The following is a 13343-nucleotide window of genomic DNA, read 5'->3' on the forward strand; positions in this document are numbered from 1 at the left end:
CCCAGGTTGCCCGCAGGGATGCGCGGCTTCGGCGGCGGGGGTCAGCCTCAGAGATCGCGGTGGAGGTCCTCGGGATCGCCGGGGTCGTGGTGCGTCAGGTTGAAGATCGCCAGTGCGAGCCCGCCCCAGATGGCGGCCATCGCGACGATCATCATGATGATGGACGTGGTGGTCATCGTTCGACTCCTTCGGTGTCGTCGGTGGGCGCCTCCAGCGACGTGCCGCGTCGCCAGGGGATGGGCGCGAGGAGGTAGCCCGCGACCATGACGGACGCCGCGGCGCCCCAGCCGAACAGCGCGATCATCCAGGTCGGGTAGCCGCCGTAGGGCGTCTCGACCACGGCTCGGAACGAGTCGAATGCCAGGTAGGCCAACGCGATCGGCACCACGCCACCCACCAGGAGTCGCCACCACAGCAGCAGCTTGATCGATCCGTGCCGGTTCATGTGATCGGCCAGCTGCGGCAGGGCTCGCAACGACCACGCCACGACGACCATCGAGACCATCGCGACCAGGAGGATGCCGAACTGGTTGATGAAGTGGTCGAGGATGTCCAGCACGTACAGTCCGCTCGCGGTGGAGAAGAACACGAGGCTGATGGCGGCCGCTGGGATGCTGACGACGGCGGCGGCGACGGGCCGAGAGAGGTCGAACTTGTCCCGCACTGCGGACACGACCACCTCGAGCACCGAGACCAAGGACGTGACGCCCGCGATGACCAGGGAGCCGAAGAACAGCACGCCGATCACTGCGCCCCCGGTGGCCTCGCTGATGATCGTCGGGAAGGAGATGAACGCCAGTCCGACCCCGTCCCCGACGACCTCGTCGACGGCGACGCCCTGGCTCTGCGCCATGAACCCCAGTGCGGCGAACACGCCGATGCCGGCGAGCAGCTCGAAACTGGAGTTCGCCAGGCCGACGACCGTGCCCGATCCCGTCATGTCGGTGTCCTTGCCGACGTACGAGGCGTACGTGATCATGATGCCGAAGCCGATGGAGAGCGAGAAGAAGATCTGCCCGAAGGCGGCGGCCCACACGCTTGCGTGCGTCAGGGTGCCCCAGTCCGGGGTGAAGAACGCCTCCAGCCCCTCGCCCGCTCCGGGCAGGAACAGCGAGCGGATCACCAGCGCGACGAACGCGAGCACGAGCAGGGGGATGGCGACCACCGAGGTGAGGCCGATGCCCTTCTCGACGCCCACCACCATGATCACGATGACGGCGAGCCACACGATCACCATCGGGACCAGCACGCCGGCGACGACCTTCAGGTCGAGCGTGACGTCACCGGTCTGCAGGAAGTCCTTCATGAAGAACGTCTCTGGATCGTCGCCCCACGCCGTGTTCACCGAGAAGAACGTGTAGCGCAACGCCCACGCGATCACGGCGGCGTAGTAGACGGCGATCATGAAGCAGATGCCGACCTGCCACCAGCCGATCGCCTCGGCCGGACGGCTCAGCCGCGCGAAGGACAGGGGAGCCGACCCGCGGAACCGGTGACCCAGCGCGTAGTCCAGGTACAGGAACGGCAACCCGGCGCAGAACAGCGCCACCAGGTAGGGGACCAGGAACGCGCCGCCGCCGTTCTCGTAGGCGACGTAGGGGAAGCGCCAGATGTTCCCCAGCCCGACGGCGGAGCCGATCGCGGCGAAGATGAAGACCTTGCGCGAGGAGAACGCTCCCCGTTTGGCCTTCTCGGACGTGGCATCGATCGACATGTCGCTCCTCTCGAGATGGTGACCTGGGATCACCTCACGGTTCGACCATCGTGGCAGAAGAGCCGCGTCGGCGTCGGCCGGGCGAAGGGCGAGGAGCAGCCGGCTCGTCCAGATTGACGCCATGCGTCCCACCGTCCCGTCGCCGTTGTCCTGCGACGAGGGCCTGCAGCAGCGGATCGCGGACGAGGAGCCCGGCGTCAGGCTCTCGCCGGAGCATGTGCTGGACCTGAGGGACGACGTCGAGCAGTCGACGCTCGCTTCGCGCTGAGCCGACGGCACCGGAGCCGTCAGCCGTGGTCGAACGCCAGACGTTCCTCGAGAGCGTTGACCCGCTGCTGCCACAGCGGGGCGCCGGCGCGTGTGCAGAACGCGTTGGCCTCACCGAGGTGCCGTAGCGCACGTTCGGCGTCACCCGCCGTCAGAGCCGACATTCCCAGGTACATGTCGACGGGGCCGGCATCGATCGTGCTGTTGTTGGCGACCAATCCGGCGTGTGGCAGCAGGTGGTCGTAGAGGGCCTTGGCCGTGTCGGCGCGGTCCAGATGCATGGAGGCCTCGGCGAGGTAGCACAGGCCGAGGAGTTGCAGCATGTCCTGCGGGAGCCGCGCGAAGTCCACCTCGACGAACTCGTCCAGGATGGCGCTCGCCTCGTCATGCCGCTGCGCGGTGGTGAGGGAGAGGGCGTACGCGGCACGCCACGCAGGGATGCCGTCGGAGTGCGTCACCGCCTGCTCACCGATCGCGTCGACCAGCTCGGACAACCTCCCGGTGACGTGGTGCAGTGCGAACAGCTGTCCGGCGAACCAGGTCAGCGCGTCCGGCTGTTCACAGGCCAGACCGAGGTCCAGTGCCTCGGCGGCCATGGCCTCGCCGCGCGCAGGATCGCCCCTCATCGTGGTCCGGGCCGCCTCCCAACTGCGAACCATCCAGGTCCGGGCGGGATGGCGAAGCTCCTCGGCGAGAAGCCGGGAACGCTCCAGGGCGCGGTCCGCGGTGGTGAAATCGCCGGTCATCATGGTGGCCTGGGCCAACGCGATGGCTGCGTTCATCTGAAGTTCCGGGTCGACGCGCGTGTGCGCGAAGTCGTACAGCCTCTCGGCAAGCTCCACGCAGCCGTGCGGGTCATCGAAGGTGGCATACAGCACCGAGTAGCGATGGCACATGATCTCGCCGAGCAGGACCGGGTCGTCGGCGGTGAGGGCGAGCGCGTAGGACGACGCGCTCCGGCTCAGGGCCGTGGCGCGATGCTGGGGGTCGCGCACGTTCTCCATGGCCCACAGCGCGAGCAGCCGCGACCGCGACTCGGGTTTGGACACCGGGCACAGGGCGAGGGCCGCCTCGATGACCACGACCCGCTCGCGGTCCACCTCGACGGTGCTGGAGTACCAGCCCCGGTTGTTGGCGATCGCCGCTGCGCTGAGGCGGGATTCGTCCCCCAACTGCTGGGCCAGACGGCCGGCGTCGAGGAGATGGTCGCGGTACGCCACCCCGGCCTGGAATGCGACTGTTCCTCGGCGCAGCAGCAGGTCGCAGCGCAGTTCGGGGGAGGCGTCGTCGGGCAGGAGGTGCCAGGCCCGTTCGTACAACTCCAACGCGGCAGACGGCGCTCGCTGGGCGGCGGAGGCGTCCCCGGCATCCACGAGTGCCGCGATGGCTCGGTCGACCTGACCGAGCACGGCCGCCTCGACGTGGTGGTGCGCGAGTTCGTGCAGCAGTTCGGCGCTCAGCGGGCGGCCCGGTTGGTCCATGGCCTCGGCGACGTTGAGATGCAGGAACGCGCGTCGGATCCGTGGGATGTCCTCGTACACGGCGGCACGAACGACCGCGTGCGTGAACTGGTGTCGCAGTCGGGCCCCGGGGACCTCTTCGATGATGCGCGCGTAGGTCGCCGCTGCGAGGAAGTCGTCGACGTCCTCGTGGGCGAGATCCTGGAGCCTGCCCAGGAGCAGGGGGTCGAACTCCTGACCCAGGACCGCCGCCACCTGCAGCGTGTCGCGCAGCGTGGGCGCCAGCTGTCGCAGTCGAGCCCCGATCACGGCTCGCAACCCGGCGGGCAGTTCGTGGGGCAACGACTCGATCGAGAGGTCGGTGAGCGGTTTGAGCTGTCGGGCGAGCTCCAGGACGAACAGGGGATTGCCACCGGTCGCGTCGGCGATGTGACTGACCAGCTCTGCTGAGGTGCGCGGCGCCGCGTCGGGCTCGTCGAGTTCGTTGACGAGGAGTTCGGAGATCGCAGACGTCGCCAGACCGGTCAGGGGCAGGTGTGTGACGGTCTCGGAGTGGCGGACGAAGTCCGCGAAGGGGCCCGGAGCGAGCTCGGTGGGGGTCTCCCTGTCTCGGTAGGTCATCACGATCAGCGCCGGTACGGCCGCGGCGACGCTCATCAGGTGCCTCAGGACGTGGGGCGACTCCACGTCGGCCCAGTGCACGTCGTCGATCACCAGGCACAACGGCTCATGGACGGCTGCGGCGGTGAACCACGTGGTCACGGCGTCGAAGATCCGTTGACGCTCGATCGCCGGCGTGGAGGTGCCGGGCAGCATCGCGCCTGCCGGCACTCCCTCGAGCAGTTCGGGGATGAGCCCGCGAAGTGGACCGGCGCCGGACCCGACGCGGGCACTCACCTCGTCCGGATTCAACTCCGCCAGATCGGAGCGCAACAGGTCGACGACGGGTTGGTACGCGACCTCCAGCGAATCGAGGCATCGAGTCCACAGGACCCGGGACTGCGGGAGGGTGGCCACGAAGTCGGCGACCAGGCGGGTCTTGCCGATCCCCGGGTCGCCCGTCACGGTGACCACCTTCAGGCCGGCGCGGGAGGCCCGCCACGCCTCGGTGAGTTCGGTGAGTTCGCGTGCTCGCCCGACGATCGGGGCCGGCATCGGCGCCGGGTGCGCGGTGGGAGTCAGGAGGGCCGGATGAGCGGATTCGGCGGCGCGGAGGATCTCGTCGTGCAGCACCTGCAGGCGTTTGCCGGGCTCGATCCCGAGTTGATCGATCATCACGTCACGGGCCCGGCGGTAGACGGACAGGGCCTCGATCCGCTGCCCGGTCAGATGCAGTGCCCGCATCAACTGTTCCCAGCCTCGCTCGACGAGGGGCGCGGTCTCGAGCCGGCCGTACAACTCGGGGATCATCAACGCCGCCCGGCCCGCCGCGAGGTGTGCATCGATGAGGTCGGCGTCGGCGCTCGCCCGTTGCTGCGTCAGGCGTGCCACGTGCGTCTGGAGTCCCAGCACGTGACCGAATTCGCCGAACGGGGGTCCGCGCCACAGGGACAGCGCCTGGATGAGAGCGGCGATCGCCTCCTCGACGTCCCCGGCCGCGAGTGCCGCCACGCCGTGGAGGTGCAACTGCTCGAATTCCCACGCGTCCACCGTGAACGTCTCCGGCGCGATGCGATATCCGTTCGAGGCTCGTTCGATCTCGACGGACAACGCCGATCGCAACCGCGAGACGTGTGCCTGGATCGCGTGGGCGGGATCGCGCGGCGCGACCTGCCATAGGTCGCTGGCCAGCGTGTCGAGGTCCACGATGCCGCCGCGCGCCATCACCAGGTGGGCCAGGATCATGCGCTGTTTGGGGCCGCCGGTGGCCAGCGTGTGATCACCTCGGTGGGTCTCGACGCTTCCGAGAATCCGCACCTCGAGCATCGACTCGCAGTCCTGAGTGATCCCGTCGGTGTTGGCGGCGTGCATTCCGCAGGACTCTACCCGCCGTCGCGGTGCCGCGTGGGCGTTTGTGAGTGGCTTGTGAGCGACCCGTGGTGCGATGTGTCGGTTCACGCAGCGGCGTGGGCGGAAAGCTGACGCAGCCGAATCCCGGGAGACAGACATGAGCACACCGATCGACATGAACCACAGCCGGAAGAGACAAGGAACGAGGCCGGTGGTGCGACTCGCCGCCGCCAGCATCAGCGCCGCGGCGATGACGGGCGCGATGCTGGCAGCCGTCTCGACGTCGGCGCACGGATCCTCGCCGGGCGGGACGACGGTGCAGATGAGCGTGACCACGGGTGGTTTCGCCCCGGGGAACGGCGCCAACAACGACGGCAACGGCGCCGAGCGGCGACAGGTCAGTGCGGACGGCCGCTACGTCGTCCTTGCCGCGAGTGGTCCGGTCGTGCCGGGTCAGAAGCCCATCGAGTGGCAGATCGTTCGGCGGGACCGGCATCTGGGCACCACGACCCTGATCTCGCGCAACAGCACCGGCGTGGCCGGCAACGCCCGCAGTGGCGCCCCGTCGATCAGCGCGAACGGTCAGGTCGTCGCGTTCCACTCGTACGCCTCGAACCTCGTGGCCGGGGACACCAACAACCAGAGCGACGTCTTCGTCCACGACGTGAGAACGGGGAAGACCACCCGGGCCAGCGTGACCACCGCGGGTCAGCAGGTGTCGACCAGCGTCGGGACGAACATCGTCGGGCCTCCGTCGATCAGCGCCGACGGCCGCTACGTCGGATTCACCGCGATGCCCTCAGGGCTCGCTGCGGGGGACACGGCGAATGCCAACGCCTACCTGCACGACCGTGTCGCGTCCACCACCGAGGTCGTCGGGCGCAGCCACCTTGGCCTGGTGACAGACGTCACGACCGGGTCGGCCGTCAGTGTGAGTGCCGACGGACGACTCGTCGCGTTCCATTCCGGCAGCTCGTCGGTCGTGGCCGGCGACGGGAACGGCGACCCGGACGTCTTCGTCCGCGACCGTGTCGCCGGGACCACGAAGATGGTGCCCGGCGGCGAGGACGGCAGTGACCGCCACACGCTGAGTGCGGATGGTCGTTTCGTCGCCTTCGAGAGCGCCTCGGACACCCTGGTGTCAGGCGACACCAACGCGAAGACCGACGTGTTCGTCCTGGACCGCGCCTCGATGACGACGACGCGCGTCAGCGTGGCGACCGCAGGAGTGCAGGCGAACGGACGCAGCACCCATGCGAGCATCAGCAGTGACGGGCGTTACGTGACCTTCGAGTCCGATGCGAGCAACGTGGTGAGCGGGGACACCAACGGGCAGCCGGACGTGTTCCGCCACGACCGCGCCACGGGACAGACGATCCGCATCTCCCTCACGGCCCGGGGTGCGCAGAACAGCCAGGACGCCGAGTACGCATCGATCAGCGGCAACGGCCAGCACGTCACCTTCGAGAGCTACAGCCGCACGCTGACCGGTGTGGACACGCGGGGATACGGTCAGACGTTCGTTCGCGATCTCGGCGGGGTCTGGCCGGCCCTGCACGCGAGGATCGGCGCCCTCCCGACGCGGGTCAACCGCGACACGAACCACACCGCGAAGGTCCTGGACGTTCGTACGGGCCCGACCCTCGTCGTCACCTGGACACCGAGGAGCGGCACCAAGGGCAGAGTCGTGCGCCAGAGCATGCCGGTGCGCGGCACCACGTTCACCTTGCGCAGTCCCGGCGCTTGGGGCTCCTACAACGTGACAGTCCAGTACGCCGGCCACCTCCTGGGCGGCCGGACCATCACGGTCCTGCGTCCCTCTGCCCAGAAGCTGCCCATGAGGTTGAAGGTGCGCAAGAAGCTCGCGGTCCGGACGGTCGGCGTGAATCCTCGGACGAAGATCCGGGTCACGTTCGCGCCCAGCCGGTCGACCAAGGGCAAGACCGTCCGGCGGACGGCTGCGGTGAACCAGAAGGGGATCGCCAAGGTGGCGCCGCCCCGCGCACGCGGGACCTACCGCGTGGTGGTGCGTTCCAAGGGCCTCGTCCTGCGCATGGGGGTCGTGCGGATCCGCTGAGACCGCACAGAACCGGCCCCTGACCTGCGCCAACGCAGGCCAGGGGCCGGTTCACTGGGCCGGTGGGCTCAGATGTCGTAGTACAGCTCGAACTCGTGCGGGTGCGGACGCAGCGCCACCGGGAGGATCTCCTCCTGGCGCTTGTAGTCGATCCACGTCTCGATCAGGTCGGGCGTGAACACGTCGCCGGCCGTCAAGAACTCGTGGTCGTCCTCGAGGCGGTCGAGCACGGCACCGAGCGAGGTCGGGACCATGTCGATCTCGGCGTACTCCTCCGGCGGCAGCTCGTAGATGTTCTTGTCGATCGGGGCGGCGGGCTCGATCTTGTTCTTGATGCCGTCCAGGCCGGCGAGCAGCAGCGCGGAGAACGCCAGGTACGGGTTGCTCGACGGGTCGGGGCAGCGGAACTCGATGCGCTTGGCCTTCGCGTTCGAGCCCGTGATCGGGATGCGGACGCAGGCGGAGCGGTTGCGGGCCGAGTAGACCAGCGCGATCGGGGCCTCGAAGCCGGGGACGAGACGACGGTAGGAGTTCACCGACGGGTTGGTGAACGCCAGCAGCGACGGCGCGTGCCTGAGGATGCCCCCGATGTACCAGCGGGCGGTGTCGGACAGTCCGCCGTAGCCGGACTCGTCGTAGAACAGCGGCTCGCCGTTGTTCCAGATCGACTGGTGCACGTGCATGCCCGAGCCGTTGTCACCGAAGATCGGCTTGGGCATGAACGTCACGGTCTTGTCGTTCGCCCAGGCGGTGTTGCGCACCAGGTACTTGAACTTCATCGTGTCGTCCGCGGCCTTGAGCAGCGTGTCGAAGCGGTAGTTGATCTCGGCCTGGCCGGCCGTGCCGACCTCGTGGTGGCCGCGCTCGAGGATGAGGCCCGCGTTCGTCAGGTTCGTCATCATGTCGTTGCGCAGGTCCGCGAAGCGGTCGGTCGGCTGGACGGGGAAGTAGCCGCCCTTGTAGCGGACCTTGTAGCCGCGGTTGTCGGCCAGGTCGTCGCCGGTGGACCAGGCGGACTCGGCCGACTGGATCTCGTAGTAGCTCTTGTTCGGGCTGGTGCCGTAGGCGACCCGGTCGAAGATGTAGAACTCGGCCTCGGGGGCGAAGTACGCCGTGTCGCCGATGCCGGTGGTCTTGAGGTACGCCTCGGCCTTGCGGGCGATGTTGCGCGGGTCGCGCGAGTAGGGCTCGCCGGTGATCGGGTCGTGGACGAAGAAGTCCATCGCGATCGTCTTGGGGTTGCGGAAGGGGTCGACGTACGCCGTGCCGTAGTCGGGCAGCAGCTTCATGTCCGACTGGTCGATGCTCTGGAAGCCGCGGATCGACGAGCCGTCGAATGCCACGCCCTCGGCCGCCGCGTCCTCGTCGAAGCCCGAGATCGGCATCGTGACCTGCTGCTGGATACCCGGCAGGTCGGTGAACCGGACATCGATGTACTGGACACCCTCGTCCCGGACAAACTTGAAGAACTCGTCGGCGTTGCCGAACATGTGGCCTCCTCGACCGCGGTGCAGCGGATAGATCGGTGTGGGTCGCAAACGTCCTGCGTCCGCCTTGAGGCTAGATCCGGGCAGTTTCCCGACCATCACCGGATTGTTACATGCAGGTTACGCCCTCGCCCGTTCGCGACCGGAGGCACCCGTATCGTCCGTCGGAGGTGGAAGATGTGTTGGAATCCGCCCGGATCGCAGGGAAAACGGCACACGTATCGTGCGCGCGCTCCCACGTCTCGTCTCAGTCAGGGTGGGCACTGTGCCCGCCGGAGGAGGCCACGATGAAGCTCAAGATGGTTCCTGCCGCCCTCGCAGCGGCCCTGCTCGTGGGCGGACTGGCCGGACCGGCCGCCGCCGAGACCGTCGTGCGACCGGACGCCACCGGTGACGCGCCGGACCGCATCGACACGACCCGCGCCGCCTACGCCCACGGCCAGCACCGCGTGCGGGTCATCGCCCGGGTCCCCGAGCTGGGCAGGTCCGGCACCGCCGACCTGCTGGTCTCGCGCTTCGGCATCTTCGAGGCCGGATACGTGGTTCGCATTCGTCAACGGCGCGACGAGCCCGCGCGGCTCTCCCTGCTCCACTTCGACCACTTCGACCTGAAGCGGGTCGAGTGCGAGGGACTCTCGGGCGCCTGGGGGCCGGGTCGGGTGAGGCTCTCGGTGCCGCGCTCGTGCCTGGTCGGGCACGCCACCAACCGGGTCTTCACGCAGTTCTTCATCGCCTTCGGCTCGGGCGAGCAGTTCGACGAGGTGCGTTCGGTCAGGCGCCTGCGCCGCGCTTGAGGCTCGGTAAGTACGCGACCCGGCGTCTAAAGGTGCGCGCCCAGACGAGTGCCGCATCCCGACAGGTGGGGTTGACGCCGGTATGCGCCGACGCGTTGAAGTAGGGGCATCCTCGAGACCGCAGCCGTTCGAAGGCGTTGGTCCGGCCCGTTGAAACACGATGCCCACGGCATGGTTGCCCGCAGACCCGGTTTGAGTCCAATCAAACGTGGGATCGCCGACGCGGGGGGCAGGAGCCAAAGCGGGTTGAGAAGAGCGTGACCTGTGCGCTTTCCGGACTGAGCGCCGACTCCGGGGTTGGCGCGATCTCAAGGATCTCGCGGGGCTTGAGGTCGTGCTCGAACAGAGACCCGATGAGCTGATCCGGCTTCTTGACGCTGCGCTGAGTGCACTCAACGAGGCGCCGCAGGTTCCTCAGCTCGACCCGTGCCGACCAAGTGAACGGGAAGAGCCAGCCGGAATCGTCAATTCCGACCCCCGGGGTTTGACCAACCATTACAGTTCCCTCGATGCCGAAGGGGGAGCCGGTTATGGATCAGATCCGCGACGCGATAGCGCAGCGACGCATGCTGCCGTTTTTTGGGGCTGGAGTGAGCAAGTCTCTGTGCCCTGCAAGTAAATCCTGGGTCGAGTTGATCGAGAGTGGGGCGGCCTACCTCTCGGAGCAATCGGATTTTAATGCTGGCCTCGTGCATAGCATGCTGGAGCAGCCGAGCCCAGCAATGCTGACCGCAGCGGCCACCGTCGTGCAATCGGATCTGAAACGAATCAACCGGTTCGGCGAGTGGGTAGCTCGAGAGTTCGAAACATTAAAGCCGTCCACGGATGGGATCGCTTCCGCCATCGCAGCCTACAGCGGGCCGATCCTGACGACGAACTATGACGACCTAGTAGAGCAAGCGACCGGGTTCAAGACTGTCACGTTCAGCGATGGTGGGCAGGACGCGCGGCGTGCACTCCAAGTGCGTGAACCCGCAGTCATCCATTTGCATGGCTTCTGGAAAGATCCGGACTCACTGGTCTTCTCGGCGGGTGACTATGGGCGCGCGGTGAACGACTCCCGCTTGCAGGTCATTCAGCAGTCGTTGGCGGTGATGAGTGTCTTCCTATTTGTTGGCTGCGGGGAGGGTCTTGAGGATCCGAACATAGGAAGCCTTTTGGCGCAGTTCAACGAATGGGGCACGCCGGACCTTCGGAGCGTGGCCCTCACACGAGGCGATCGGCGTTCGCCCCTTCCGGGCGTAGACGCGCACTCGTACGGTGATGAGTTTGACGATCTTGAGCCGTATCTCAAGTCCCTCTTCTCAATTCCCCATGCGTTGACCACGACCGGTGGTGATCAGTTCGCCGACTTCGCCGCGGAAGCCTTCGAACGCGTACTGGAGCCAATCCGCGAGGAACTCGTGGCGGGTGATCCATTGGGCGAGGAAGTCGACATCGACTCGCGAATCGTTCCTCCAGTAATTCTGCCCGTAGACAATGAAACGTACGCGCGGTCCCGTGAGGCGGACGAGGCCCGCATCGAGCGACTGTCAGCGTCGGTCGTGGCGGCAGATGGCGGGTCCATCCTTTTGGTGGGAGGTGAACAAACGGGACTTACAACGTCCTTGAGGTGGCTGATCGCCGAGCGGTTCAAGGTTCATGCGGACGGCGTTCCAGTTTACGTCGATTACCGCCTTCTTAGAGAAGCGCGAAAGCCATTGCGGTCTTATCTGCTCGACCATCTAAAGGTCTGTGGGCTACGGACGAAGGAAAATTGGCGATCTTTCGATTTCCCTCCTTTACTCCTCGCGATCGACAATTTCGTAGTCTCCGACTCTGTCAGGTGGGAGAGGCTTGTACAGGAGTTGGGAGACCTCCGGCTACCGCTCGTTGTGATTGGAACGCGGGAGGCGACAGAGTTTCAGGATTATTCTGCCCTTCAGTCGGTACTCCCCGATCTGCGCGTGTTGTATACCGGTCGTCTGAACGAGACCGATATCGCACTACTCGCTAAAGGGCTCTCGCCGGTTCGCTTTCGCGCTCTCGCGTCGAGGACAATCGTCGTGATCCGCGAGCAGCAACTTCCTCGCACGCCCTTCACCGTGACCCTGCTTCTGAACGCGCTGGCAGCGGGAGAAACGATGACCTCCACTGCTTCCCAGACACTGGTCTTGGACTCGTATCTGAGCCGCGTGCTGGGACGAGGAGAAGCGAGCGACGACTCACGGTGGGGGATGTCGTCGGCAGATCTGCAGGCAGTGCTTGAGCATTTGGCGACGGTCTTGCTCTACGAAGATAAGGGGGCGCTCGCGGAGAGCAAAGTGATTGCCTCGCTCGAAGAGTTCTTCGAGCGGTTCGGTTGGAGCGAGATCCCGTCCGTCGTCCTAAACACACTGGTCAGTCGGAGGCTTCTTCGGTATCACGACGAAAATCTCGTCGGCTTTGCTCAAGCCAGCTATCTCCACCTATACGCTGCCCGAGCGGCCACAGGCGATGACAAGGTTCGGTTGCACTTGCTCAATCGCCCACTCAGGTATGCGGAGGCGATCAAGCACTACGTCAGTTTGAACCGAGGGGACAGGGACGCGCTAGAACGAGTCGTTCGCTTGCTCGGTTCAACGACGCTTACGTCGGATCTCGCGAATCCAAGGTTCTCTCGAGAGTTACGGCCACGTCAGGTGCCCGACGAGCAGTTGGATCGAGTGCTTGACGAGTTCGAGACAGAAGACCTGCTGATCGAGGAGGAAGCCGCGGATCTTCTCGAAGCTGAAGACGACGATCCGAACTTTGGCCTGTTGGACTCTGAGGCTGATCCCGAGTACGTGCCGTTCCCGGTTGACGACGACACCGACATGCCGCCCCTGCGGCGTGCTGTCTTGGTTCTCACGCTCAGCTCGAACGTCGTCCGCGATAGCGAGATGGTGACCGACCTTTCTCTGAAACGTGACGTACTTGAGGCTGTGCTGTCTGGGTGGGTGGAGTTCGTCTCAGTCCTTGAGTCGGATGAGACGTTCAATGACATGATGACCGACGTCTTCGATCAACTCCCGGTCCCTTCGCGCGCGGCTCCCGAGAGGATTGAGGCCGCGAAGCGAGTCTTCATTGACACTGCGGGCCTCACCATGTCATTCGGCATGATGACCGCTACCCTCGCTTCGCGGAAGTTGAGCGCGATCCTTCGTGACTTGATGGGGGAAGAGAGTCTCCTCCAGGAGAGTCCGAAGGCAGTCATGGGCGCTCTGCTCAGCTTTGCTGTCGATGATTCGAGTTGGGTCGAGGCGTTCCGGCAGGTTCAAGAGCGACATCGGTCAACGCAGGGAGTGGTCGTGTTCATGGGCTCCTTGGCTGAACACGTATACGTCAATGGTGGGTTGCAAGGTGATCGTGCTCGCGAACTGGAGTCATTCATCGTCGATACAAAGTTGTTCATCAACGGAGTTTTGGGCACGCGGATTGCGGGCAGGATCCAGAGCATCGAGCGACAAAGGCTGCAAGATAAACGATTGAAGAACAAGGGAATCGCACGTTCCGCGAGCACCCGTGAGCTGGACGCGTCTCGGAATGACGGGACGTGACTACCCCGGATAAGCGCTGCCGTACTCTGCGTCTTTG

General features: G+C 66.0%; 8 protein-coding genes. 4 read left to right on the plus strand and 4 right to left on the minus strand.

Annotated features, from left to right (window positions below; translation table 11 throughout):
* Nucleotides 1–47: 47 nt before the first annotated feature.
* Both RT323_RS08685 and RT323_RS08690 read right to left on the minus strand, forming a co-directional pair.
* On the minus strand, nucleotides 48–176 hold the full coding sequence (locus tag RT323_RS08685) for a methionine/alanine import family NSS transporter small subunit (RefSeq protein ID WP_313407123.1): 129 nt from the start codon (nucleotides 174–176) through the stop codon (nucleotides 48–50).
* The gene (locus RT323_RS08690) at nucleotides 173–1714 is read right to left on the minus strand and encodes a sodium-dependent transporter (protein WP_313407126.1); all 1542 of its coding nucleotides are present in this window, start codon (nucleotides 1712–1714) and stop codon (nucleotides 173–175) included. The genes RT323_RS08685 and RT323_RS08690 overlap by 4 nt, the downstream gene beginning before the upstream one ends.
* 121 nt (nucleotides 1715–1835) lie before the next feature.
* Between RT323_RS08690 and RT323_RS08695 the strand changes: the two genes are divergently transcribed.
* Complete coding sequence (locus RT323_RS08695) at nucleotides 1836–1982, plus strand: hypothetical protein (protein WP_313407129.1); 147 nt, start codon at nucleotides 1836–1838, stop codon at nucleotides 1980–1982.
* Nucleotides 1983–2001: 19 nt separating this feature from the next.
* On the opposite strand, the gene RT323_RS08700 is transcribed toward RT323_RS08695, so the two are convergent.
* The gene (locus RT323_RS08700; RefSeq protein WP_313407131.1) at nucleotides 2002–5412 is read right to left on the minus strand and encodes a BTAD domain-containing putative transcriptional regulator; all 3411 of its coding nucleotides are present in this window, start codon (nucleotides 5410–5412) and stop codon (nucleotides 2002–2004) included.
* 136 nt (nucleotides 5413–5548) lie between these two features.
* Here RT323_RS08700 and RT323_RS08705 point away from each other — a divergent pair, with 136 nt between their 5' ends.
* Entirely contained in the window at nucleotides 5549–7468 is a 1920-nt protein-coding gene (locus RT323_RS08705; RefSeq protein ID WP_313407133.1) for a hypothetical protein, read from the plus strand.
* Between the two features lie 68 nt (nucleotides 7469–7536).
* Here RT323_RS08705 and glnA read toward each other — a convergent pair whose 3' ends face one another.
* Nucleotides 7537–8958, minus strand: a complete 1422-nt coding sequence (gene glnA / locus RT323_RS08710) for a type I glutamate--ammonia ligase (protein ID WP_313407135.1) — start codon at nucleotides 8956–8958, stop codon at nucleotides 7537–7539.
* Nucleotides 8959–9242: 284 nt separating this feature from the next.
* Between glnA and RT323_RS08715 the strand changes: the two genes are divergently transcribed.
* Together RT323_RS08715 and RT323_RS08720 are read left to right on the plus strand one after the other, a co-directional pair.
* Nucleotides 9243–9749, plus strand: a complete 507-nt coding sequence (locus RT323_RS08715; protein ID WP_313407138.1) for a hypothetical protein — start codon at nucleotides 9243–9245, stop codon at nucleotides 9747–9749.
* A gap of 509 nt (nucleotides 9750–10258) precedes the next feature.
* The gene (locus RT323_RS08720) at nucleotides 10259–13306 is read left to right on the plus strand and encodes an SIR2 family protein (protein ID WP_313407141.1); all 3048 of its coding nucleotides are present in this window, start codon (nucleotides 10259–10261) and stop codon (nucleotides 13304–13306) included.
* The last annotated feature ends 37 nt before the right edge of the window (nucleotides 13307–13343 follow it).

Source organism: Aeromicrobium sp. (assembly GCF_032084975.1).
GTDB lineage: Bacteria > Actinomycetota > Actinomycetes > Propionibacteriales > Nocardioidaceae > Aeromicrobium.